The 24169-nt window shown below is 59.8% G+C and carries 19 protein-coding genes and 4 pseudogenes; 11 read left to right on the top strand and 12 right to left on the bottom strand.

The window, feature by feature from the left end; genetic code table 11:
- The first annotated feature begins 20 nt into the window (after nucleotides 1-20).
- Nucleotides 21-578, top strand: a complete 558-nt coding sequence (locus ACM6IR_RS17425) for a DUF4136 domain-containing protein (RefSeq protein WP_414908849.1) — start codon at nucleotides 21-23, stop codon at nucleotides 576-578.
- A gap of 211 nt (nucleotides 579-789) precedes the next feature.
- Complete coding sequence (locus tag ACM6IR_RS17420) at nucleotides 790-2787, top strand: pilus assembly protein TadG-related protein (RefSeq protein ID WP_414908848.1); 1998 nt, start codon at nucleotides 790-792, stop codon at nucleotides 2785-2787.
- On the opposite strand, the gene ACM6IR_RS17415 is transcribed toward ACM6IR_RS17420, so the two are convergent.
- On the bottom strand, nucleotides 2772-5510 hold the full coding sequence (locus ACM6IR_RS17415) for an ATP-binding protein (protein ID WP_414908847.1): 2739 nt from the start codon (nucleotides 5508-5510) through the stop codon (nucleotides 2772-2774). The genes ACM6IR_RS17420 and ACM6IR_RS17415 overlap by 16 nt on opposite strands.
- On the bottom strand, nucleotides 5507-5947 hold the full coding sequence (locus ACM6IR_RS17410; protein ID WP_414908846.1) for a TadE/TadG family type IV pilus assembly protein: 441 nt from the start codon (nucleotides 5945-5947) through the stop codon (nucleotides 5507-5509). The genes ACM6IR_RS17415 and ACM6IR_RS17410 overlap by 4 nt, the downstream gene beginning before the upstream one ends.
- Nucleotides 5948-6022: 75 nt before the next feature.
- On the opposite strand from ACM6IR_RS17410, the pseudogene ACM6IR_RS17405 reads away from it, so the two are divergent.
- The 4 genes and pseudogenes from ACM6IR_RS17405 to ACM6IR_RS17390 form a co-directional block, all read left to right on the top strand.
- Nucleotides 6023-6490: pseudogene (locus tag ACM6IR_RS17405) on the top strand (prepilin peptidase); the annotation flags it as partial.
- Nucleotides 6491-6608: 118 nt separating this feature from the next.
- Nucleotides 6609-7391 carry a response regulator transcription factor gene (locus tag ACM6IR_RS17400; protein WP_414908845.1) on the top strand — a complete coding sequence of 261 codons (783 nt, stop codon included), beginning with the start codon at nucleotides 6609-6611 and terminating at the stop codon, nucleotides 7389-7391.
- Nucleotides 7392-7778: 387 nt separating this feature from the next.
- Nucleotides 7779-8279: a hypothetical protein gene (locus ACM6IR_RS17395; RefSeq protein WP_414908844.1), complete on the top strand. Its 501-nt coding sequence runs from the start codon at nucleotides 7779-7781 to the stop codon at nucleotides 8277-8279.
- A 740-nt stretch (nucleotides 8280-9019) separates the two neighbouring features.
- Nucleotides 9020-9322 carry a DUF6124 family protein gene (locus ACM6IR_RS17390; protein ID WP_414908843.1) on the top strand — a complete coding sequence of 101 codons (303 nt, stop codon included), beginning with the start codon at nucleotides 9020-9022 and terminating at the stop codon, nucleotides 9320-9322.
- Nucleotides 9323-9521: 199 nt separating this feature from the next.
- Here ACM6IR_RS17390 and ACM6IR_RS17385 read toward each other — a convergent pair whose 3' ends face one another.
- The 6 genes and pseudogenes from ACM6IR_RS17385 to cpaB all read right to left on the bottom strand — a co-directional run bounded on the left by ACM6IR_RS17385 (nucleotide 9522) and on the right by cpaB (nucleotide 14982).
- The gene (locus tag ACM6IR_RS17385) at nucleotides 9522-10412 is read right to left on the bottom strand and encodes a type II secretion system F family protein (protein WP_414908842.1); all 891 of its coding nucleotides are present in this window, start codon (nucleotides 10410-10412) and stop codon (nucleotides 9522-9524) included.
- Entirely contained in the window at nucleotides 10409-11293 is an 885-nt protein-coding gene (locus tag ACM6IR_RS17380; protein WP_414908841.1) for a type II secretion system F family protein, read from the bottom strand. The genes ACM6IR_RS17385 and ACM6IR_RS17380 overlap by 4 nt, the downstream gene beginning before the upstream one ends.
- A gap of 10 nt (nucleotides 11294-11303) precedes the next feature.
- Entirely contained in the window at nucleotides 11304-12584 is a 1281-nt protein-coding gene (locus tag ACM6IR_RS17375; RefSeq protein WP_414908840.1) for a CpaF family protein, read from the bottom strand.
- Complete coding sequence (locus ACM6IR_RS17370) at nucleotides 12581-13771, bottom strand: AAA family ATPase (protein WP_414908839.1); 1191 nt, start codon at nucleotides 13769-13771, stop codon at nucleotides 12581-12583. The genes ACM6IR_RS17375 and ACM6IR_RS17370 overlap by 4 nt, the downstream gene beginning before the upstream one ends.
- 26 nt (nucleotides 13772-13797) lie before the next feature.
- Nucleotides 13798-14004, bottom strand: a pseudogene (locus tag ACM6IR_RS17365) (type II and III secretion system protein family protein); the annotation flags it as partial.
- A gap of 42 nt (nucleotides 14005-14046) precedes the next feature.
- Nucleotides 14047-14982: a Flp pilus assembly protein CpaB gene (gene cpaB / locus ACM6IR_RS17360; protein WP_414908838.1), complete on the bottom strand. Its 936-nt coding sequence runs from the start codon at nucleotides 14980-14982 to the stop codon at nucleotides 14047-14049.
- A 325-nt stretch (nucleotides 14983-15307) separates the two neighbouring features.
- Between cpaB and ACM6IR_RS17355 the strand changes: the two genes are divergently transcribed.
- Both ACM6IR_RS17355 and ACM6IR_RS17350 read left to right on the top strand, forming a co-directional pair.
- Nucleotides 15308-15505, top strand: coding sequence for a Flp family type IVb pilin (locus ACM6IR_RS17355; protein ID WP_414908837.1), 198 nt, complete (start codon nucleotides 15308-15310; stop codon nucleotides 15503-15505).
- Between the two features lie 83 nt (nucleotides 15506-15588).
- Entirely contained in the window at nucleotides 15589-16002 is a 414-nt protein-coding gene (locus tag ACM6IR_RS17350) for a response regulator (RefSeq protein WP_414908836.1), read from the top strand.
- An 89-nt stretch (nucleotides 16003-16091) separates the two neighbouring features.
- On the opposite strand, the gene ACM6IR_RS17345 is transcribed toward ACM6IR_RS17350, so the two are convergent.
- Together ACM6IR_RS17345 and ACM6IR_RS17340 are read right to left on the bottom strand one after the other, a co-directional pair.
- Nucleotides 16092-16946, bottom strand: a complete 855-nt coding sequence (locus ACM6IR_RS17345) for a MaoC family dehydratase (protein ID WP_414908835.1) — start codon at nucleotides 16944-16946, stop codon at nucleotides 16092-16094.
- A 2-nt stretch (nucleotides 16947-16948) separates the two neighbouring features.
- On the bottom strand, nucleotides 16949-18301 hold the full coding sequence (locus tag ACM6IR_RS17340; protein WP_414908834.1) for a 3-oxoacyl-ACP reductase: 1353 nt from the start codon (nucleotides 18299-18301) through the stop codon (nucleotides 16949-16951).
- A 159-nt stretch (nucleotides 18302-18460) separates the two neighbouring features.
- Here ACM6IR_RS17340 and ACM6IR_RS17335 point away from each other — a divergent pair, with 159 nt between their 5' ends.
- Both ACM6IR_RS17335 and ACM6IR_RS17330 read left to right on the top strand, forming a co-directional pair.
- Nucleotides 18461-19738: an acetyl-CoA C-acetyltransferase gene (locus tag ACM6IR_RS17335; RefSeq protein WP_414908833.1), complete on the top strand. Its 1278-nt coding sequence runs from the start codon at nucleotides 18461-18463 to the stop codon at nucleotides 19736-19738.
- Nucleotides 19739-19933: 195 nt separating this feature from the next.
- A complete protein-coding gene (locus ACM6IR_RS17330; RefSeq protein ID WP_414908832.1) occupies nucleotides 19934-20725 on the top strand; it encodes an AraC family transcriptional regulator in 792 nt (263 codons plus the stop codon).
- Between the two features lie 128 nt (nucleotides 20726-20853).
- Here the strand turns inward: ACM6IR_RS17330 and ACM6IR_RS17325 are convergent.
- Nucleotides 20854-21450: pseudogene (locus ACM6IR_RS17325) on the bottom strand (methyl-accepting chemotaxis protein); the annotation flags it as partial.
- Between the two features lie 261 nt (nucleotides 21451-21711).
- Nucleotides 21712-22644: pseudogene (locus ACM6IR_RS17320) on the bottom strand (cache domain-containing protein); the annotation flags it as partial.
- Nucleotides 22645-23243: 599 nt separating this feature from the next.
- Here ACM6IR_RS17320 and ACM6IR_RS17315 point away from each other — a divergent pair.
- Nucleotides 23244-24137: a PA4780 family RIO1-like protein kinase gene (locus tag ACM6IR_RS17315; RefSeq protein WP_201115026.1), complete on the top strand. Its 894-nt coding sequence runs from the start codon at nucleotides 23244-23246 to the stop codon at nucleotides 24135-24137.
- Nucleotides 24138-24169 lie beyond the last annotated feature (32 nt).

The following is a 24169-nucleotide window of genomic DNA, read 5'->3' as shown; positions in this document are numbered from 1 at the left end:
TCTTCAATCGGAGAAAAATCATGTTCCGCCGTTTCGTTTTACTGGCCATGGCCGTGCTGCTCAGTGCGTGCGCCGCCAACCGGGTCAACCATGACTACGACGCCAGCCGTGATTTCGCGGCCTATCGAAGCTGGACCTGGAAAGAACCTGCCCTGCAATATCGCCCCGATGACCCTCGAATCAAAAGCGACCTGACTGAGCAACGCATGCGTCAGGCGGTTGCCGATCAGCTGGACCAGCGTGGCTTGCGTCCGGCCGCTGCGGGCAGCAAGGGTGATTTGCACGTGCAGACTTACCTGATCGTCGAAGAGCGTCAGCAACAGGTCACCACCAACTATGGCGGCAGTTGGGGAAACCCATGGAACGGTTACTGGGGCGCGCCGATGTACAACGAAACCCGCAACGTCACCTATAAGGTCGCGACCGTTCAGATCGACCTGCTCGATGGCAAGGACGGCAAACTGGTGTGGCGCGGCAGCGACGAACAAATGCTCAGCCGTACCCCCAACCCGACTGATCGCACTAATGCGATATACGAAACCGTCAGGCGAATATTGGCCAACTACCCACCCAAATAAACCATCAACCCTTGTAGGAGCGAGCTCGCTCGCGAAGGTGTGTCAGTCAACACCTATGCAGCTGGCCCACCATCGCGAGCGAGCTCGCTCCTACAAGGGGAATTTTTATTGTGGGTGGTAGCGAGTTGCCAGCAGTCTCGTCCACCCTTGTCTACACTGCTGTTCACTTACGGAGGTAACCCTCGGCCGTGCGCTGGCAAAGGAGTGCGCGATGTCTTTTGGCATGCAGTTTCATGGCCCGGTCCGGCAACGGGGGGCGATCGGCTTGATCGCGGCGCTGACCCTGAGTCTGGTGTTGGGGTTTATGTTGCTGGTGGTCGATACCGGCAGGCTCTACCTGGAAAAGCGCAAATTGCAGCGGGTGGCGGATACCGCGGCGCTCGAAGCTGTGAGCCGCGACGGTAATTGCCTGCCAGGATTGAGCGCTGCCAATTACGCCACTCAAAGTGCAGCCCGCAACGGCTTTACGATAAACACCGACAGTACGCTGACCGTCAGTTGCGGCACCTTGCAGACCGGCGCCGATAACCTCCGTGCCTTCACCGCCGATTCCACCAAGTCCGCTGCCCTCCAGGTCATTGCCACCCATACCGTGCCCACCAGCATCGCCGCCGGTATCGGCGCGCTGTTGTCCGGCGGACCGGTCAGTCTCAGTACCCGGCTCAGTGCCACCGCCGTAGCGGCCGAGCCTATGCCGACTATCGCCCAGCTGAATATTCGCAGCTCCCTGCTCAACATCAGCACCGCCCAATCGAACATCCTCAACCCGCTGTTCACCGGATTGCTGGGCGGTAACGTGAGCCTTTCGGTGGCGGGCTGGAACGGTTTGCTGAACACTGACATCAACCTGCTCAGCTTCATGAACCAGTTGGCGGTCAATCTGAATGTCGCGGCCGGCAACTACACCCAGGTGCTCAACACCCAAACGACAGTGACTCAACTTATCCAGGCTGCGGCGACGGTAGTTCAGGTCAACGGTGCAACCGCCGATGTCATGGCTGCGCTGGGTAACCTGAAAGTGGCGGCGGGGGCGAACGCCAGCCCGGTCAAACTGGGCGATATTTTGCAGCTACAAACCGGCGCTACCGCTGCCGGACTGGATGCCAACGTGCAATTGCTGCAATTGATTCAAGGCGTGATCCAGTTGGCCAACCGCCAGAGTGCGCTGGCCGCGACCTTGCCGATCAGCGTGCTTGGGTTGGCCAATGTGACGGTGCGGGTCAAGGTGATCGAGCCGCCGCAATTCTCCGCTATTGGCGACCCGGCACTGGCCAAGGCCAGCCCGCTGGGCGCCAATCGGATTTATGTACGCACCGCCCAGATTCGCACGTTGTTGTCGGTGAACCTGCCGGTGTTGTCCGGCGTGACCGGGCTGGCCAATGCGGTGCTGGGGCTGGTGGGCACATTGACCCCGACCATCAACAGCCTGCTGAGCCTGAACCTTGTGTCCACGATCAATTCGGTGTTCTGCCTATTGGGCGCCGGTTGCGATCAACTCGACCCCGAGTTGCTGCCATCCCCCGAGATCGACATCAGCCTGGATGCCGGCGGCGCCATCAGTTACGTCACCGATTACAGCTGCCCGGTCGGCACCACGGGCAGCAAAAGCCTGACGGCCCACACCATCACCTCGATAGCCGACCTCAAGGTCGGCAAAATCGACCCGACGAATGCTTTTTCCTCGTCCGCCGAACCCACGGTCACACCCTTGCCGCTGATCGATCTCGGCATCTGGACCTGTCACAAAGTCCTCGGTCTCGGCACCTGTGGTCCGGCGCGTACCGCGTACGCTGCCGGCGGCATCGCCATCATGGCCCAGACCAGCGTCGGGCAGAACAGCCAGGACCTGGTGTTCTCCAGTACCACGCCTTTCGCGACACCGGCCAACCTCAAACTGCCGCCGAGTGTTCTGCCTGCCGCCCCCACTACTAACATCGTCGCCAGCCTGGCGAACACCCTGGCGGGTATCAATCTGATCGTCTACAAACCGGTGGCCGGTAATCCGCTGGGGGCCATCGTTGCGGGCGTCGGCAGTTTGATCAGCGACGTCAGCAGCATTCTCCAGCCGCTGATCACCAATCTGCTGAGCCCGCTGCTCGATCCGTTACTGAACAATCTGCTCAGCAATCTGGGCATCAACCTGATGGAAGTAGACGTCGGCGCCAACATGACCTGCGGCCAGCCCGGCAAGGCTTATCTGGTGATCTGATCCTCCTGATAAATCGGCAGCTCAATACAAAACCGTGCGCCCTCAGCCGAGTTGCTCACGCTGAGCCGCCCACCCATGTTATCGACGATGCCATAACTCACCGACAACCCGAGCCCGGTGCCGACGCCCACTGGTTTGGTGGTGAAGAACGGCTCGAAAATCCGCTCCAGTAGCCGTGGATCGATACCGCCGCCGTTGTCCTCGACCCACAGTCTGACCGATTGCTGGTCGCGGTCGGCGTACACCGAGATCCACGGTTTGAGCTCGCGGTCGGTCTCGCGTTTGCTCAGCAACGCATCCCGAGCGTTGACCATCAGGTTGATCAGCACTTGCTCCAGCTGATCGACGTACCCGCGCACCTGCACCTCAAAACCGGTCTCGCTGACGCGCAAGTCGACCCCTTTGCCGCGCATGCCTTCGGCCAGCAATGACAACGTGCCTTCGATGGCATGAGCCGGGTTGAACGGATGCTGCTCGATCTCAGAGCGGCGGCCAAACACGCGCATGTGATCGACCACTCGGACTGCGCGCTGGACCTGGGCATCGATGCGGTTAAGTTTGTCAGTGAGGTAATCGACCTGCACATCGCCGTTGCTCAAACGCTTGAGCACATTGACGATCGCCATGCGCATTACGTTCAGCGGCTGGTTGATTTCATGCGCGAGCCCGGTGGCCATTTCGCCGAGGGTGGCCATTTTGGCGCTTTGGGTGAGTTGCTGCTGAGAACGCCTGACTTCAGTGTTGTCGCGGCCCACGGCCTGAATTTCCAGCAAGTGGCCTTGATCATCGAACACTCCTCGATCCGACCAGACCCACCAGGCGTGCTCGCGTCCCGGCAGTTGCAGATTGATTTCCGCGGTACTGACCGGATACTCGGGGCTCAGTTGGCCGAGCCGCTGTAGGAACGTTTCGCGCTGTTGCTGCGACATCCAACTGCCCAGATTCATCCCCGGCAGCTGCTCGGGTGAGCATTCCATATAGGTCGCCAACGGTCGGTTGCCGAAGGTCAGGGTCAGGTCCGGGCGGTAGCGGCAGATCATCGCCGGGGAATCTTCCACCAGGATTCGATAGCGCTCTTCACTCTGTTTCACCTGCTCGGCGGCCAGGGTCGCTTCGGTCACGTCCAGCCACAGACCGACCGCTTCCACCGGCAGACCCAGGTCGTCGCGCAGCAGCTTGGCTTCGTCCAATAGCCAGTGGTAGTCACCGTGACTGTCGCGCAATCGATAGCGGGCGCGCACCGAACCCTCACGCAGCAACTGGCGTGTGCGCTCGAAATAGCGATCTCGGTCCTCGGGGTGAACCCGTTCCGCCAGCGCCCCGGCGGCGCAATCGGCAAGGGTCCAGCCGAGCAACGGCAGCAAGCTGTCACTGAAAAACGTCGGTTGCAGTGCACCTTCGACATAACGCTGCACATAGATCACCGCCGGTGAACTGGCGATCAGGTTGTCCAGTCGTGCATGGGCTGCCGCGGCGTGCTGTTGCTGATTCTTGATGTCGCTGATGTCGAGCATGAAACCCACTAGCCGCCGATGTGTACCGACACCCAGGGCCTGGCCTTGCAAGCGATACCAGATCGGCGCGTGTGCCAACCGAACGCACAGAAGCAAGGGTTTGCCTTCATTTTGCAAATCCTGCAAGCGACTGTTCAGCTCTTCGCGGTCGGCGGGATGTATTTCATCGAGCCAGTCGTGGAGCGGCATACGGGCACTTTCAAGGTTCAGGAGGATGGCCAGTGACGGGGCCAGTTGCACTTCGTCACGTTCGCTGAAGAGCTCCCACCATCCGGCGCCGAGCAAGTCTTGCAGTGACTCCAGCTGCTCCAGTTGCAAATGGTGCCGGTGCTCGCGCAAGCGCTCCAGTAACGGGCCAGCGAGCGCGGCGGCGAACTGCAACCAGTCACGCTCGCTGACGTCGGGTGCACGTTGCTGCACCGGGTAAGAACCACAGAGTAACCAGGCGGCCACGCCCTGAGCGTCGTGATAAGGCACCGCAAACCCTTCGGCATTGCCAAAAGTGCTTTGCAGGCGCGGATGCTCGCCGGGGGGCAGGTGTTGGGGCGCGGAGCCATTCAAGCTGTCGAGTCCCGTGCCCAGGCGCTGGCCGTTATGCCACAACCCAGGCGCGTCGAAGGCGGCGTAGTGCTGGTGAATCTGCCAACCCTGTTCCTGCTCGTCGAGTAACGCTATGGCGACGCACGGGGTCTGCAAGCGCTGGGAAAGGCCTTGCAGCTGCTCCATCAGCACGTCGGGCAGGCGCGTCAGGCTACACCGGCGTAATTGCTCGCCGATCTGCGCCGCGAGGAATTGGTACTGTTCGCGGCTGCGGGCTTGCTGGCGTTCGAGCAGCAAGTCGCCGATGTCCAGCAACTGCAGCAACCAGGCATCGGCGAGCGGCTGGACCCAGCCGCGCAGTTGCAGGGGGTGTCCACTGAGGCTGTAAAAATCCAGGTCCAGTATCTGTCCCTGCCAATCAGCAGGCGTGCCTTCGATGGCCAGTTGGCTGTGAGGCATGAGTAATTCAAGCAGGTGCGGCATCTGCGCGGCGGGAAGCTGCTGAGCCAGTGCATGCCGCAATGGGCCGGTCAGGTGCGTTACTTGACCTTCGGCATTCAGGTGCACCTGCAAACCGACGCTTCGCACGCTCAGGGGGGCCGGCGCGACCTGTTGCGGTGGCGGATGGCGGTTAAGCAGACGCCCGAAAAGTTTGTCCGCGGAACTCAAAATTGCAGGCTCGAACTGGCAGTGAGCGTCGCCGGCAAATTGGGCACAGCGCCGATACCCGGTAATACCAGGAACGGGATGACCTGTTTCAATTTACTGGTGGGGTAGTTGATGGTGACCTTCAGCACCCCACCAATGTAAGTGGCGGTGGCGTCGGTGGCGACATTGAAATTCAGCGCGGCGGGGATCCAGGCCAGTTGCCGGGTCAGTTCCGTGGTGGCAACGGTAATGACCTGCGTGTTGTAACCAGGCGTGGTCGTATCGAGCGCCACGCTTCGGCGCACCGCTTCGGCGGTCGACTGGTTAAACGATTGCACCAGCAACAGTGGCAGGCTGTAAGTCACAACCCCATAGAACACGGCGAAAAAAATAACGAACACCAAGGCGAACTCAATCGCGGCGGCACCTTTTTGTTTGCGGGGGAAGCTTGTTTTCATGAGTGCGTCTACCCTGACCATCATGGCGTAATGTCAGCATAGAATCATTCAGCCAAGACGGATGTTTTTTACCGCATGCAAAGCTTTGCCCTACTGATCTGGCTGACGCTATGCGCAGCGCAGGATGCTCGAGAGCGCCACATCGCCAATGGCCTGACTTTTGGCGCAGGCGCGTTGGCGCTGACGTATCTGCTGTGGACGAACTCGACCTGGCTGGGTGCCGAAGCGGCGCAGGGCGGCTGGGCCTTTTTATTGGCGCTGGCTTTCACCCTTCCTGGTTATTCGTTGCAACGCTTGGGCGCAGGCGATGTGAAACTAATGACAGCCTTGGGTCTTGCGACGGACGGCATGCATCTGCTCGGCACGTTTATCGGCGCCGGATTGGCCAGCGTCCTCTGGCTGCTGCTGGCGCCAAGAGCCTGGCTTCATATGAGTCAACGCCTTAGGGATCGACTTCGGTATTTAGGGCCTGGAACGTCAAACAAACAGCCATTTGCGCCCTTCGTGCTGGTGGGTTTTTTGCTGACGCTTGCCTGGTTCCATTCCTTGTCCGTTCTATGTACACAGTCAGAAAGTACGTCTACTTTCAAAGCACTAGTTGTACAACCCGCGGCTGTCGGTACAGGAACATTCAGCCCTTTGGTCTTGCAGGGAGTCGCCCGTGAACAAGCCTACCTCACCACTGAAAGTCCTTGTGGTCGATGATCAGCCATTGATCGTTGAAGAGCTCTGCGAATTCCTGGGGAGCAATGGTTATTGCTGTGTGCCATGTCATTCGGGCAAACAAGCGATTGCGCGTTTCAATCAAGACCTGGGAATCGGCCTGGTGCTCTGCGATTTGCACATGCCCGGTATCGACGGCATTGAGCTTATTAAGGAGCTGCAACGTTTGTCCGGCAAGCATCGGGCTTTCGAGGCGATCATGCTGACTGGGCGTGCAGACAAGCAGGATGTGATCAAGGCGTTGCGGGCCGGATTTGCCGATTACTATCAGAAGCCGGTAGATCTGGATGAGTTGCTCATTGGGCTGCAGCGTCAGGAAGTGGCGTTGCAAGAACAGCAGAAGAGTCTGCAATTGGGGCATTTGAATCAGAAGCTGCAGTACCTTTGCGAGTCGCTCGATGAGTTGTATCAGGATCTGGATAAGGTTAGACGCGGTCCGCAGTGGTCGGATTCTGCTGAGGGTGATGTCAGTGATTCGGATCGGATGAAGATTCCAGCGATTTTCAATCAGCTGTCACCACGGCAATTGAGCGTGGCGCAGTTGGTGGGGAAGGGGCAGACGAACTATCAGATTGCCTGTGAGTTGGGGATTACCGAGAACACGGTGAAGTTGTATGTGTCGCAGGTGTTGCGGTTGACGCATATGCATAACCGCACGCAGTTGGCGTTGGCGTTGTCGCCGAGTAATTCCGGTCTGCGGCAACGGGTTACTGCTCACTAAAACGCAACTGTGAGCGAGCCTGCTCGCGAAGGCGGCCTGACAGCCGACCATTTTTTCGGGTGTACATATCCATTCCTGCGGTAACGGCGGCTTAGGGTTTCGCCCTTACGGCGACTCACTTTTTTTACAAGCGCCTAAAAAAAGTAAGCAAAAAAACGCTCGCCCCGAGCGTCCGGCCCCTCGCTAGGGCTCGGTGTTCCCTCGCTCCGGTCCTGCTCCGTGGGCCCGCCGCCATCGGCCATCCATGGCCGGGGGCAGCTAGCCCGGCATCCATGCCGGGCTGCCCACTGCGCAGAACCTCCACTCGGCCTCCCGAAGGGGCGGGTAGATCAAAAGCTGCAGGCGAGCTAACGCTCGGCCTGTTGAGTGGTTAGGAGCAAAGCGTGTATGCCGATCTGTCTTTGCTCTTCTGTGCGAGCTTGCTCCGGGCGGCGTTCCGACGAAGGCGGCCTGACAGCCGACCTGATTTTGCAGGTGTACTCAATCCTCTGTGGGAGCGAGCTTGCTCGCGATGGCGGCCTGACAGCCGACCTGATTTTGCAGGTGTACTCAATCCTCTGTGGGAGCGAGCTTGCTCGCGATGGCGGCCTGACAGCCGACCTGATTTTGCAAATGTACTCAAGCCTCTGTGGGAGCGAGCTTGCTCGCGAAGGTGGCCTGACAGCCGACCTGATTTTGCAGGTGTACTCAATCCTCTGTGGGAGCGAGCTTGCTCGCGAAGGCGGCCTGACAGCCGACCTGATTTTGCAAATGTACTCAAGCCTCTGTGGGAGCGAGCTTGCTCGCGATGGCGGCCTGACAGCCGACCTGACTTTGCGAATGTACCCAATCTCCTGTGGGAGCTGGCCTGCCAGCGATGGCGGCCTGATCGGCGCTGATGTTTATTGATCGGTAAAAAACACCAGAACCTTCCCACATGTTTTTCAGATTGCCTGTGGGAAGCGATGTCTCTAGCCTTTGTCCGTCGCTGCAAATTCAGCGTCCGGGCATCGCGGCCCGGTGATCTAAGGCATAATCGCCCCGTCGAACGACACCACATTCTGGTGTCTGTGGTTTCGTGTCATGGCGACTGTGCGCGGGATACCTTCGGGTATGCCGATCCTTGGGTCTCGGTCCGCGAACCCGCGTACAGCTGCCACCCCAAATTGCGTCGCGGCAATTGGGTAGTGGTTCCCTTTCTGACCTAAGGTGAAACCATGATCAAACCAACCCCGAATCCCCCGGAAACCGAAGACGATTCTCTCTACGCCCAACAGTGTTCCTTCCCGCCCCACACACTGCTCCGGGCGGCGTTCCGACGATGGCGGCCTGATAGGCACTGATGTTTATTGATCAGTAAAAACGCCAGAACCTTCCCACATGTTTTTCAGGTTGCCTGTCGGAAGAGTGGTCTTTAGCCTTTGCGTATCACTGCAAATTCAGTGATCGGGTTTGGTCGCCCGGGTTTAGAATGGCGCACAGTGCCGCGTGAGCGGTTTTTTTTGTGCTTGCTTAATGGCGAGCTGTGCGTGGGAGGGCCTAGGCCCTGCCGGGTTTCCATTCCCTGGTCGACCAACCTGCGTACAGTTCGCCACCCTCCTGCTTGGTCGCAGTCATGGCGAACTCCAAACCTCGAATGGAGTTTTACAATGATCAAACCAACCCCGAATCCCCCGGAAACCGAAGACGATTCCCTCTACGCCCAACAGTGCTCCCTCCCGCCCCACACACCCAGCAAGATGTTTTTCATTGCCCCCGACATCGACACCGAATCCCTGTTGGCCCACGCCTGCGAATCCCTGGCGTCTGCCAGTGTCATGGCCAGTGATTTCGCAGCGTATCTACAAGGGCCGCATCGCAGCACGATGTTGGGTATCCAGCAGGTCATCATGCTGGCCGACCTGGCAGTGAACAGGGCGCTGGATAACATCGATCCGCAGTCTGCGGAGTAGCTGTTAAACCGCGTTATCGTTCTTCGCGAGCAGGCTCGCTCCCACGGGTTACGCGTTAACCCAGTGAGAGTGAGCTTGCGCTGAGCGGCGATCCGACGATGGCGTGCTGGCCGCCACAAAAAATCCTGCGCTAACCCCCGGCCCCATTACTCACCTGCCCACCCGCATTCCGGCGATCATGGCTTTCATCACGATCGCTCTAAGAAGCAAAGGCTCGGGCCAAGGCAGTAAATCCCGGGCCGGCGAGCACGATCAATAAGGCCGGGAAGAGAAACAGCATCATCACGACGGACATTTTGGCGGACATTTTGGAGGTGTATTCTTGCAAGCGTGTCAGGCGGCGGTCATCGAGCAGCTGCTTGAGGGCCAGCAGGGATTTCATCCCGCCGCCGCCCTGATGGATCAACTGCTGCAGGATGACGCAGGTGTCGGTGAACTCGTCCACCGCGAGCAATCGGCTGGCCTTGCTCAGTTCTTCGCCCAGTTCCAGGCCGGAGTCGACACGGGCCAGCACCAGGCGCAGTTCTTGGGTCAGCGCCGGCAATAACTGTTTGCCTTCGTGGCTGAGAACTCGCAGCGACTGCTCCACCGCCATGCCCGATTCGAACAGGATGCGAAGCAGTGGGATGAAGGTGGAAATCTCGGTCGCCAATTGTTTTTGACGATGGTGCGCGGCCGCCGCGAGCAGGCGCTTGGGCAACAAGTAACCGGCACAGGCGGCAAAGGCCGGGGCGAGCCAGTGGTTGTCCACATTGGGGAAAAACACGCCCTGGATCAGCAGACTCAGGGCCAGGGCCAGCACCGGACCCCCCACCTGGAATGCCGCGAACAGCGAGCGTCGCCGAGCACTACGCCAGCCGAGACGGTTCAGCAGCGTCTGGGTTTCGTTGTCCAGATTGATCGCGCGTTGACCGATCCGGCTGTTGCCCAGCATTTGCACCCAGTGACCCACGTGATGCTCGCCAAGCAGTTTGCCGTCCAGCCGCCGGGTCACCTGACGAATCCGTCGATGCTGTTCCAGCAGCCCGTTGAGCAACAGCAGGGCGGCCCCCAGAAACAGCACCGCGCTAATCAGCAGTGGTAATTTCATACACTGCGCAACATGCGCCAGAGCGCCAGGCTTCCCACCACCTGCAGGCCGAACGCACTCGCGAGCATGATTTGCCCCGAGCTGTCGTGCCACATGGCGAGTAAATAATGAGGATTGGTCACGAGGAAATAGCCAGCCAGGGCAATCGGTAAACCGCCCAGTACCCACGCCGTCACCCGGGTTTCTCCGGTCATGGCGCTCAATTGGCGTGCAGCCTGTTCACGTTCGCGAATCATCTTGATCAGGTTCTCCAGCAGCTCGCTGGCATTGCCGCCGTAGCGGTGATTGACCTTCAACCCGAGTGCGAACAAACGCAGTTCGTCTTTCTCATACAGCTCTGCGAGGTCTGAGGCGGCGTCCGGCAGGCTGACGCCCAATTGCACATTGCGCTGAATCCGGCTCATGGCGTTTTTCAGCGGATCTTCGGCGACCTCGATAGCGCCTAATACTGCATCGGCCAAGGTGCGTCCGGACTTTAGGCTGCGCACTGTATGGTCGAGCAGCGGCGGTAGTTGTTCGATCATGCGCTTGAGTCGGCGCTGATAACGCCAGCTGATATACAGCCGTGCAGCCAAGGGAGGCACCACCAGAAAAAGCAGTAAACCGGTCCAGTCACCCACGGCAAAACCGAGCAAAATCCCCACCGCCCAGAGCAGCAGCCACCCTCCCAATCGGTCGGAAGGCCGCCCCAGACCTGCTCGCAAAAAGGCCCGCTCCAGTCCCGCCCACGTATGTTTTTGAACCCTGCGTTGAACTTGTCCCTGGCTCAGGCGCCCCAGCACGCGCTTGGTGCCGCTCTGGCGCAAGCCTTTGTAGAACATGCGGATCGACAAGCCCAGAAATGTCAGGCAAATGAGGATGAGCAGTAGCGGTTTCAGCATGCTGAGGCCCTCAGTACGCGGAGGGGGTAAGCGCCGACTCGCGGCGCAGTTTGTCGCCGGCGGGGTTGACCGCCTCGCGCATAAAACCGACACCCTTGCATCGGTCGAGCCGGAACAGCGTGTTGGTGACATACACGTCTTCACGTACGCCGATCACCTCCACCACCTCGCTGACGCAGCGGCGGCCATCGGGCATCCGCGTCAACTGGATCACCACATCCAATGCGGCGCAGATCATTTGCCGCAAGGTGCGTTCGGCAATGGTCCGGCCCGTCAGCCCTACCAGCGTCTCCAGACGCAACAGCGCATCCTGGGCATTGTTGGCGTGCACAGTACTCATGGAACCATCGTGGCCGGTGTTCATTGCAGTCAACACGTCGAGCACTTCCACGCCCCGTATTTCGCCGAGGATGATCCGGTCCGGACGCATCCGCAGGGCGTTGCGGATCAGGTCGCTGGCCTTCACTTCGCCGTGCCCTTCGACATTTGGCGGACGCGTTTCCAGGCGCACCACGTGAGGATGGCCGAGCTGCAATTCGGCGATGTCTTCGATGGTGACCAGCCGTTCGTGAGGATTGATCAACTGGCTGAGAATGTTTAGCAACGTGGTCTTGCCGGTGCCGGTGCCGCCGCTGATCAGAATGTTGCAGCGCTTGCCCACGGCGTCCTGAATGAAATCGAAGATCGCCTGGTCGATGGTTTGCATGGCCATCAGGTCAGTGCTGTTGAGCATGTCCTTGCGAAACTTTCGAATCGACAGGCACGGGCCGTCGAGGGCAATCGGCGGAATGATCGCGTTGACCCGGCTGCCGTCGGGCAGGCGCGCATCGACCATCGGCGACGATTCATCAAGTCGTCGGCCAAGGGGCGCGAGGATCCGTTGCATCACCCGTTCGACGTGGTGGGCGTCGATAAAACGAAGATCACTTAGATGCAGCACGCCCTCGCGTTCGACGAACACCCGGTGTGGGCCGTTGACCAGGATCTCGGTCACCGTCGGGTCGCGCAGCAGTACTTCCAGCGGGCCGAAACCGGTGAGTTCGTCGACGATTTCTTCGGCCAGACGCTCCATTTCGTAGCGGGAAATCGCCAGGTGCAACCGGGCGATGTACTCGGCAATCTTGTCGATGACGAACTGCGACAGCACCTGTCGCGAGCCTTCCAGCAGGTTTTTTCCAGACTCTTCGATGGCATCGATGATGTAGCGGTGCAGTACCAGTTTCAGGCCATCGTGATCTGTATTGCCCACCGGCCCACGTTGGGGGGCGCCGAAGAGTTTTTCGCCGCTCATTGCGCGCCCCTCAACCGGTTGAGCCAGCCCATCCTGGGTTTATCCACGCCTTCGGCACGCTTGGCCAGACGTTCGCCGAGAGCACGCAGGCTTTGAGTCAGGCCTTCCCGTGGGGCCAGCTCGAACAGGGTAACGCCCTGGTTCTTGGCGTTAAGGCGCACTTCCGGGCTGTAGGCGAGCGTCGCGATGACCTCCATGCCAAAACTCTTGCCCAGGGTGTCGGAGTCCGGCGCGACGTTGCGCAGGTAGCGGTCCACCAGCAGCCGGGCGTGATCGAGCTTCAGGCCTTTTTCGCGCCAGAGGTTGAGCACGGCCAGGTTGCGGCGGCAGTCGAGCACATTCTGGTCGGTGTACCACAACAGCTTGTCGCAATGGCTGACGAAAGTGCGCAAGGCTTCACTGTCGGGCTGGCCGGTAAGGTTCACCACAATGTGCTGGAAGTGTTGGCGCAGGGCGCTGAGCAACATGTACAACTCAGCGGCACTGGTGTGCTCCAGCAGTTCGTCGTTGCTGGCGTAGGCAAGGATCCGCATCCCGGCCTCACAGCAGGTGAACGCGCTGTCGATCAGCGTTGCGTCGAGGCGCCGCAAATGCCGCAATGCATCGCCGAAGTGAAACGAACTTTCCAGGCCAAGCAAGGCCAGGCTGTCGCCGCGTGGCAGACCCAGGTCGAGCAACAGCGTTTGTTGTCCGCTCTTATGCACCACTTGTGCGATGTGGGTGCCAAGCAGCGCACCGTCGGCATTGTTCTGCACGCCGTAGAGCACGGTCAAACCACCCAGTTGCGTGTTTGGCGCCACCGGCGGCAGACGCTTGCCAAGCCGCCGCACAAGGCCCGCGACCTCACTGGCGCGTGAACCATAGGCGACGAAATCCCGAGCCCCGGCGCGCATGGCATTCAGCACCAGCTGATTGTCCATACCGTCGCCCAACGCGACGATCGCCAACATCGGCTTGGCCTCCAGAGCGCCTTCGATCAGCGTGCTCTGAGCCACCACATGTTCACGATCCAGCCCGACGAACACCAGGCTGGCGAAGGTCACGTCCACCAGCGCCAACAATTCGTCGAGGCTGTCGCCTTCGGCGCTGACCACCTGGCCCAGCGGGGCGAGAGCACCTTGCAGCCACTCAAGGTCAGTGCTGTTGCGCGTGATCGCGAGGAAGGTCTGACTCAGATTCTGGCTCATAGCGGTAACCCGCTGCGCTTATCGAAATTGCCGTTGACTTGCACGTCGGCGATTTTCAGATCGCCCACCGCCCCGCGGGTGATCGCTACGGGCGAATGTATCGCCTGTTGCAGCCCTTCACCGACTTCCAGTACTGCCGGCATCGAGCCCCGCGAGGCCCAATTTCCCACGGCTGCATCGGTCGTGAACGGCAGCCTGCTCAAGAGGGAGTCCCAGAGCAGGCCGTGGAACATGGGCATGTGAACTCTGCGCATTTAGATGCGTCCTTGTTCGACTCAGGGGGTTTGGGTGATTTCATTGCCGCGAATGACTTCCACGCTCCACTTGCGCGAGGCAACTGTGGCGACAGGTTTGGGGGGAGTGGTCATGGCCAATTGACTGAACTGGATCAGCTCGCGGTTGGCGCTAGCGAGGTTGGCCGATGAGTCACGTTCCCCGGCCCAGTAGTGCGCCAGGCGTTTTTCATCGACACTGCGCACGGCCAGGCGCAGCACGCCGGCCTGGGTTGCCAGCATCAGTCGACTCATGAGCTGTTCGGGGACGGCGAGTAACACCGTGCGTGCGCTGGCGCGCAGTTGGTTCTGATTGCGTTTTTCGTCGTTGCTGAGTGCCGGGCTCGAGGGCTGGCCGTCATTGGTCAACCCCAGTTGTTCGCCCACCCCGAGCACTCGCAATGCGGGTACCACAAGCTGAGCCGACGACTGCAGGTTGTTGCTGTCCATGCGCAGAAACAGCAGCACATCGACGTAATCCCCTGGCGTCAGTTGCCCGCCGGCGTTGATCACTTCGTCCACCGCGACGGCGAGGGCGCGTTCATTGGAGTGAATCATCCGCGCCAGTCTGCCGCCAGCCTCGAAGCTTTCATCGTTGAGCCAGCTGCCGGCGGTCAGCGCGCGCCAAGGCATGCGGCCAATGGCTTGATCGAGACGGGTCAGACTGCCGGCGGGGGCGATACGGAGTTTTTCCAGGACAACATCGGCGGCGGTGATTGCCACGAACGGCGGCACGTCATGCAGCAGCACGACCACCGGCTGGCGAGTCAGGTCATCCACCGGTGCAAGTGCCTGGGCGGTTGGCGTGGTCGGGACAAAGGCAGGTTGAGCGACAGGCTCAGGGGAGGGTTGACGGCTCAACACAAGGCCCCAGTAACCGGCAATGATGGCTCCCACCAGAAACAACCCGGCCAGGCCCATGGTAACGCGACTGTTCATGACGGCTCTCCCTTCCCTGCTGCTCAAACGCTCCCGCCTTATCCGACGGAAACTTAGCAATCAGGCAGCTATGAACATAAAACTGTTTCGCTGTTAGAACGTAGCCCAGCTAGGGCAAAAAGCCATTAGTGAATGCAAAAATATTTAGCGTAGGCAGGTGTTTACGATGAAATAACGGCTTTTCTGACGTCAACCAAACCGATACTACTTAAGTATTAATGCGTTCTTACAGTTGTTGGGATGGGGAATGCCGACAATGCTGGTGCTGGCATAGGGGTGTCATGTTGCAGTTGCGCAACACCCGTAGTCATCCAGGAGAAGTGCCATGTTCACTACCAAGCTTGTCCAGAAGATCAAGGCCGAAATCGCTTTTTACAAAGGGTTGGCCAAAGACACCGAGGGTGCGTCAGGTATTGAGTACGCGATTATCGCGGCGATGATTGCCGTGGTAATTGGCACCTTCAGCACCCCGATTTCCGCTAAGATCACGACCTTGTTTACCAGTATCCAGAACGCGCTATAAGGGCGAGGCAAGTGTTGCTGGCTACTTGTTAATGCGTCAAAGGGGTTCTAACGTCAGCGCTTAGTCCATTGCAGGTGTCGCTTATGAACTCTCCCATACTCCAACGTCAGCAGCTTCTTCTGGTTGATGATGAAGAGGACGCTTTGCTGGAGCTGGCGGAGTTGCTCGAGGGCGAGGGTTTCAGTTGTTTTACGGCTACGTCGGTCAAGCTCGCGTTGCATCATCTGACGCGCCATCCTGATATTGCGTTGGTGATCACGGATTTGCGGATGCCCGAGGAGAGTGGCATGTCGCTGATCAAACGATTGCGCGAGCATACGTCCCGGCAGCATTTGCCGGTGATCGTGACGTCGGGGCATGCGGATATGGATGATGTCAGTGACATGTTGCGATTACAGGTGCTGGACCTGTTCCGCAAACCGATTTATCACGTGCGGTTGTTGGAGACGTTGAATAATCTGTTTCCGCAACCCCGAATCGGGTTGGTTGTTTCCTGACACCGTTGATCGCGGTCCGCCCAGAAATGTGGGAGCGAGCTTGCTCGCGAAGGCGATCTGACAAGCGCCAGTGGTTCTCTGCCGAAAAATCAGGCAACCGGACGCCAATGCCCGACCATATGCTCAAGATCCCCCGCGCCGACCAACTGAAAGTCCCCACTGGAACCTGCCGCGCTGGCCAGCAAGGTCACTTCACTGGGTAACCGCACCGGTTTCCTGAATTGCACCACCATCTCGACATTCGCCGTGGGCAGGTGATCGGCGAGCGCCGCAAGCGTCCGCGCCTTGAGCCACAACCCATGGGCGATGGCCCTCGGGAAGCCGAAGAGTCTGGCGCTGGCGGCACTCAGGTGAATCGGGTTGTAGTCGCCGGAAACCTTGGCATATTGCCGGCCAATGTTCGCTGGCGCTGTCCATCGCACCACTTCGATCAGCGACAAGGTCGATGCCAGAACATCCTCGACCGCATCCCCGTCGAGTTTGACGCCACGACACAGCATCTGACTCTCGGCTTCCCACAGCGCTCCCAACTGATCATCAAGCGTGGTCACCAGGTCGAACGTTGCCCCCTTCGCATGAGGTTGCAGGTTCTGCACTTGCACGCTGACCCGCACACGCCCCACGCCGCCCATTGGCCGTAAAACGCGGATGCGATTGCTCAGGTGAATCAGGCCCAGCAGCGGAAACGGAAATTCATGCGCCGTGAGTACTTGCATCTGCAGGGCAAACGCGAGGACGTGCGGGTACGTCGGTGGCAGTAATCCATTGTCGTCAAAACCACAGACGTTGCGATACGCCGCCAGCCGCTTCGGATCGACTTCGACCCAGCAGCGCAAACCTGATTCGGGCAGGGTGGTACCGGTGATTTTTCGTCGCATCGCGGCCCGGACATACAGGCCCGCCAGGCTCGGTTCATGGTTGAGAGTGTGCCAGTCGATGATCATGTCTACGCCCCTAAAACACTTTGTCCACACACTCGCAGTGCCTGCCCGGTAAACGCGCCGGTTCCCGGTTGGGCCAGCCATGCGACGGCTTCGGCGACGTCGTGCGGCAGGCCACCCTGGCCCAACGAACTCATGCGTCGTCCGGCTTCGCGTAGCGCGAATGGAATGTGCGCGGTCATCTGGGTTTCGATAAAGCCCGGCGCCACAGCGTTAATGCTGATGCCGCGTTCATTCAGCCGCGGCGCCCAGGCCTGGGCCAGGCCGATCAATCCGGCCTTGCTCGCCGCGTAATTGGTTTGCCCGCGATTGCCGGCGATGCCGCTGATCGAGGCCAACAGAATCACTCGACCGTTGTCGTGCAAGGTGCCGCTGTCGAGCAACGCCTTGGTCAGCACTTGTGGCGCATTGAGGTTGACCGCGAGTACGGCGTCCCAGAATTCCGGGGTCATGTTGGCCAGGGTTTTGTCGCGGGTGATGCCTGCGTTATGGACCACGATGTCGACGCCGTCGGGCAGCTGTTCGACTAACTGTGCGGCGGCGTCCTCGGCGCAAATGTCCAGGGTGATGCTGCGTCCACCGAGGCGTGCGGCGAGGACTTCGAGATCGGTCTTGGCCGGGGGGACGTCGAGCAGGATGACTTGCGCGCCGTCACGGGCCAGGGTTTCCGCGATGGAGGCGCCGATGCCGCGTGCCGCGCCGGTGACCAGTGCCTGGCGGCCGGACAGCGGGCGAGTCCAGTCCGTCACCTGGGTGTGGCAGGCGTTCAGGTGAATCACTTGCCCGGACACGAATGCGCTTTTGGGCGAAAGGAAAAACCGCAGCGGGCCTTCCAGTTGGTCTTCGGCCCCTTCATCGACATGGATCAACTGCAAGGTGCCGCCACTGCGCAACTCCTTGGCCAGTGACCGGCTGAAACCTTCGATGGCGCGTTGAGCGCTGGCGGCAAACGGATCACTCAAGGTCTGCGGCGCGCGCCCGAGAATCACCAGGTGCGCGCTGCGATCAAGGTTTTTCATCAGCGGCTGGAAGAACTCGCGCAGCTGTTTAAGCTGATCGGTCTGGACCAAATGACTGGCATCGAACACCACGGCTTTGAGTTTGGGGCCATGGCCTGGAATCCACGCGGTGGCCAGTGACGGTTCGGTGCCGTAGCTGTAAATCGCGTCGGTCAGGCGGTTGGCGAAGGCGCCGACTTTTTCCGCCAGCGGGCCACCGCCAATCAACAGTGCCCCTTCTACCGGACGTAGCCGGCCTGCTTGCCAGCGCTCCAGCCTTTCCGGCAACGGCAGCCCCAGGGCCCCGACCAAACGATGGCCGATGGACGAATTGGCGAAGTCGATATAGCGATCAGACATGGAACGCGCTCCAGCAGCTGGGGTTCAAAGTGTGGACCATGAATGGCGATCAGTCGTTCGATCCACAAGATAAGGCCTACGCTGGACATTGTAGGAGCGAGCTTGCTCGCTCCTACAAGGGTTCGGTTTTCACGTTCGATATTTCATCAGGAGCTATTCATGACTCAGCTGCGCCGCGTCGCGATTATCGGCGGTAACCGGATCCCCTTCGCCCGTTCCAACGGGCCATACGCCACCGCCAGTAACCAGGCGATGCTCACGGCAGCGCTCGAAGGCCTGATCGAACGTTTCAACCTGCACGGTTTACGCATGGGCGAAGTGGCGGCGGGGGCGGTGCTCAAGCATTCCCGGGATTTCAACCTGACGCGCGATTGCGTGCTTGGCTCGCGGCTGTCGCCGACCACCCCGGCCTATGACATTCAGCAAGCGTGCGGCACCGGTCTGGAAGCGGCGTTACTGGTGGCGAATAAAATCGCCCTCGGTCAAATCGACTGCGGCATCGCTGGCGGCGTCGACACCACGTCCGACGCGCCCATCGGCATCAACGAAGGCCTGCGGCAGATCCTCCTGCAAGCCAACCGCGCCAAGACCACGCCCGATAAGCTGAAGACCTTTTTGCAGCTACGCCCACGTCATCTCATTCCCGAATTCCCACGCAACGGCGAACCGCGCACCGGTTTGTCGATGGGCCAGCACTGCGAGTTGATGGCGCAGACCTGGAGCATCCCGCGAGACGCGCAAGATCAGTTGGCGCTGGAGAGTCACCAGAAACTGGCGGCGTCTTATACCGAAGGCTGGCACAACGATCTGATGACACCGTTCCTCGGCCTGACCCGCGATAACAATCTGCGTCCGGACCTGACCCTGGAAAAACTCGCCTCGCTGAAACCGGCCTTCGAAAAAAGTGCCAAGGGCACGCTGACGGCGGGCAACTCCACACCGCTCACTGACGGCGCGTCGCTGGTGCTGCTGGGCAGTGAAGAGTGGGCGAAAGAACGCGACTTGCCGATCCTCGCCTACTGGCGCGACGGCGAAGCGGCGGCGGTGGATTTCGTCCACGGCGCCGAAGGGCTTTTGATGGCGCCGGTGTATGCCGTGCCGCGATTGCTGGCACGTAATGGCCTGACCTTGCAGGATTTCGATTACTACGAAATCCACGAAGCCTTCGCCGCGCAGGTGCTCTGCACGTTGAAGGCCTGGGAGGATCCTCACTACTGCAAAACCCGCCTGGGCCTCGACGCACCGCTGGGTTCTATCGACCGCAGCCGCCTCAACGTCAAAGGCAGTTCGTTGGCGGCCGGGCATCCGTTTGCCGCCACGGGCGGGCGCATTGTCGCCAACCTGGCGAAGTTGCTCGACGCGGCGGGTAAGGGAAGAGGTTTGATCTCGATCTGCGCTGCTGGTGGTCAGGGTGTCACCGCAATCATCGAGCGCTGACGATGTCATTGAATGGAACCGAAAACCTGTAGGAGCGAGGCTTGCCCGCGAAGAGGCCCTCGAAACCGCCAAAAGCTTCGCGGGCAAGTCGGGTCGCCGCACCGCTCGCTCCTACAGGGATCACCGATATTGAATACATGGATGACATCGCCTAACGTCGGCCTCATCAGTCACCTTGCGACATAAGGCAAGTCAATGTCGACTAACGGACAACTTTCCCTCGAGCGGACCATTCCGACCCTGACGGCATTGCCGCGTCCGCTGTTCGCTCGGGCGGAAAGCCTGAATGCCGGTTCGTGGACGCCGCCTCATCGCCACGATTGGGTGCAGTTTTCCTATGCCATCAGCGGTGTTCTCGGTGTACACACCGCCGAGGGCAGTTTCTTTGCGCCGCCACAGTGGGGAATCTGGATTCCGGCGGACCTTGAACACCAGGTCGTGACCTCGATGCGGGCCGAGATGCGCAGCCTCTATGTGCGCCGGGAAGACTGTGAATGGGCTGCCGGCCGTTGCCGAGTGCTGGAAGTGACGCCCCTGGCCCGGGAGTTGATCAAGAGTTTTTGCCTGCTGCCGGTGGAATATCCACTGGGTGACAGTCAGGAAGCCCGGCTGGTGAGTGTGCTGCTGGACCAATTGGCGAATCTGCCGGAGGTCGGTTTTTCGCTGCCGTTGCCTCGGCATCAGCGATTGCTGGGGTTGTGCAATGAGCTGATCGAAAGTCCTGAACACCATGTGACCTTGCAGGAATGGGCCGCGCAATTGAGGATGTCAGAGAAGACGCTGATGCGATTGTTTCAGCGCGAAACCGGATTGAGCTTTCGAGGGTGGCGCCAGCGCGCACGACTGCTGTCGTCGTTGACGTTCCTGGAGGACGGCGACAGCGTGACGAATGCCGCACTGTCTTGTGGGTATGACTCGACGTCAGCGTTTATTGCGGCGTTCAAGAACTTGTTCGGGTTTACCCCGGGTGAACTCTTCAAGCCGTAACACCACCTGACCCCTGTGGGAGCGAGCTTGCTCGCGATGAGGCCATGTCAGTCAACATTGATGTTGAATGTCAGTCAGCTATCGCGAGCAAGCTCGCTCCCACAGTGGGTGTGTGGTGTTTCTGAGGATCAGGTTCTAAAGCGGCGAACCAACCCGTCCAGCTCATTCGACAGCCCCGCCAGGCTCTGCGAATCCAGCTGCGCCGAGTTCGCCAGTTCGGCCACCAACTGCGCATCGCCATGAATCTGGCTGATGTGCCGATTAATGTCTTCGGCCACCTGATGCTGCTGTTCCGCCGCCGTGGCGATCTGGGTGTTCATATCACGGATCACGTCTACCGATTCACGAATCAGCCCGAAACTGCTGCGCGCTTCACCGATGCGCGTCACCGACTGCTGCGACACTTCCAGGCTCGCGTGCATCTGATGCGTGACCTGGCTGGTGCGCTTGGCAAGGTTGCCCAGCAACCCGTCGATTTCTGCCGTGGAGTCGGCCGTGCGTTTGGCCAGCGCCCGGACTTCATCGGCCACCACCGCAAACCCGCGACCTTGCTCACCGGCCCGCGCTGCTTCAATGGCGGCGTTCAGCGCCAGCAGGTTGGTTTGCTCTGCGATCGAGCGAATGGTCCCGAGGATTGACTGAATGTCGTTGCTGTCGCGTTCCAGTTGCTGCATCGACTGGGCGGACTGTTCGATTTCCTGACTCAAGCGATCAACGCTGGTCACTGCCGCATCAATCTGCTGCTGACCTTCGCGGGCCTGACGCTGGCCACTGTCGGCCGATTCAGCCGCCTGGCTGCAAGACCGTGCGACTTCGTTGGCGGTAGCGACCATTTCGTGGAACGCCGTGGACACCATGTCCACCGCTTCACGCTGGCGCCCGGCCGCTTCGGCCATGTCGCTGGAGACCTGAGTCGAGCTCTTGGAGGTCGCGAGGATCTTGGTCGCTGCGCCGCCGATGTTCTGGATCAGGTTGCGAATCGCCGCCAGGAACTGATTGAACCAGTTGGCCAATTGTGCGGTTTCGTCGCTGCCACGGATTTGCAGGTTCTTGGTCAGGTCGCCTTCGCCCTGGGCAATGCCTTCCAGGCCGCTGGCGACGCTGCGGATCGGGCTCACGATGAAGTTGGCGAAGCTGGCGCCGACGATGGCAAACAACACGGCCAGCACGGCGGCGATGATTGCGATCAGCCAGGTCAGTTGAGTGGCCGAGCTCATCACGTCGGTCTGTTTGATCAGGCCAATGAAGGTCCAGCCCAGTTGCTCCGACGGCCAGACGTTGGCCATGTAACGCTCGCCGTTCAGCTCGACTTCCACCAACCCTTTGCCTGCCTTGGCCAGTTGCGCGTAGCCCTCACCGAGGCTGCTCATTGCTTTGAAGTTGTGTTCCGGTTGCTTCGGGTCCACCAGCACGGTGCCGGTGTTTTCCAGCAGCATCAGGTAGCCGGATTCACCGAGCTTGATCTGTTTGACAATTTCGGTGAGCTGCTTGAGCGTCACGTCGATACTGACCACGCCGCCATTGGTGCCCAGTTTGTTGTCGATGGTGCGCACGGTACTGACGTAAGTCGAGTCATCCTGGGCCCAATAGTAAGCCTCGGTGCGAAACGGCTTGCCCGGTTTGGCTTGGGCTGCTTTGTACCAGGGGCGCTGGCGCGGGTCATAGTTGCTGAGCTTGGCATCGTCCGGCCAGGACACATAACCGCCTGCCGCCGTGCCGAGAATGGCATAGGCGTAGGACGGGTGGCTCTTACCCAGGTCCTGCAGGAGGGTGAAAACCTTTTTGTCCATCTCGCCCTGAGGAATGCTCTCGGCGTTGGCGGCCATATAGGTTTTGAGGCTGTCGTCGGAGTTCTTGATCACCGGTTGGCTCGCCAGGTAATCAACGTTCTGGCTAATGCCATCAAAAAACAGCTGCATGGCATTGCTGACCTGGCGGATCTCGCGGCCACTGCCGTCGACGAAACCGTCCTTGGCATCACTGCGCAAGTTCAGCACAACGAGGGTGGCAACCAGCACCACCGGTAAGCAGGCGATGATTGCAAACGCCCATGTCAACTTCTGTTTGATGTTCATCCGCGCTCCAGATTTTTCTTGTAGGCCCACGCAGTGCAAATGACTCGCGGATTATTCGCAGCCGAAAACGTTAGTGATCACCGGAGTCCTTGGTGCGCCATCGTTATTGCTGTCGGGACGATTGTCGGACAAATCAATTTGTCACTAATGACTTCGGCTGGCGGAGGCGGAAATTGAGCGCAATTGAGAAATATCCTGCAGAGGTATGATTTGAGCTGTCAGTTGCTGTCGCAATTGCCTGCATAACCCTCGTCAACAAGTGGCGCAGGCTCAGCTATGATCTTGGGCGGTCGATGACGACCGGCGGCGGTTGACCGATTAATTTGGCATATTGTGTGCTTCCCGACGTTCATAGGTCGGCAACCCCTCCCCCGAATGAGAGGATTGCCGTATAACGAATGACTTTCGCGTGTTTGGTAATAAAGGACCCACAATAAAAGCTGATGAAGACTCCAAAACGCATTGAACCCCTGATCGAGGACGGTCTGGTCGACGAGGTGCTGCGCCCACTCATGAGTGGTAAAGAAGCAGCTGTTTATGTGGTGCGCTGCGGCAACGAGTTACGTTGCGCGAAGGTCTACAAGGAGGCGAATAAACGCAGTTTCCGGCAGGCGGCCGAGTATCAGGAAGGCCGCAAGGTGCGCAACAGCCGTCAGGCTCGGGCGATGGCCAAGGGCTCCAAGTTCGGCAAGAAAGAAACCGAAGACGCCTGGCAGAACGCCGAAGTGGCGGCGTTGTTTCGTCTGGCCGGTGCCGGTGTGCGAGTGCCCAAGCCGTATGACTTCCTCGAAGGCGTACTGCTGATGGAGCTGGTGGCCGATGAATACGGCGATGCCGCGCCGCGTCTGAACGACGTGGTGCTGGAGCCGGACCAGGCGCGCGAATACCACGCGTTCCTGATTTCGCAGATCGTGCTGATGTTGTGTACCGGTCTGGTGCACGGTGACCTGTCGGAGTTCAACGTGCTGTTGACCCCGGACGGCCCGGTCATCATCGACTTGCCTCAGGCGGTGGATGCGGCGGGTAACAACCACGCGTTCAACATGCTGGAGCGGGATGTGGGCAACATGGCCTCCTACTTCGGGCGCTTTGCCCCGGAGTTGAAAAAGACCAAGTACGCCAAGGAAATGTGGGCCTTGTACGAAGCCGGCACCTTGCACCCGGCCAGCGTCCTGACCGGCGAGTTCGACGAGCCGGAAGAATTGGCCGACGTTGGCGGGATCATGCGCGAGATCGAGGCCGCGCGCCTTGATGAAGAGCGCAAGCAAGCCGTTCGGGCGGCGGATGATGCGCCACCGAACAAAACCGAAGAACCGCCTCCACCGTGGATGCAGTAATCGGTTAAAGAAAAACCCGGCTTCGGCCGGGT

Source organism: Pseudomonas sp. IT-P253 (assembly GCF_949768125.1).
Lineage (GTDB): Bacteria > Pseudomonadota > Gammaproteobacteria > Pseudomonadales > Pseudomonadaceae > Aquipseudomonas.
This window is presented reverse-complemented; position numbering and strand designations above follow the sequence as displayed.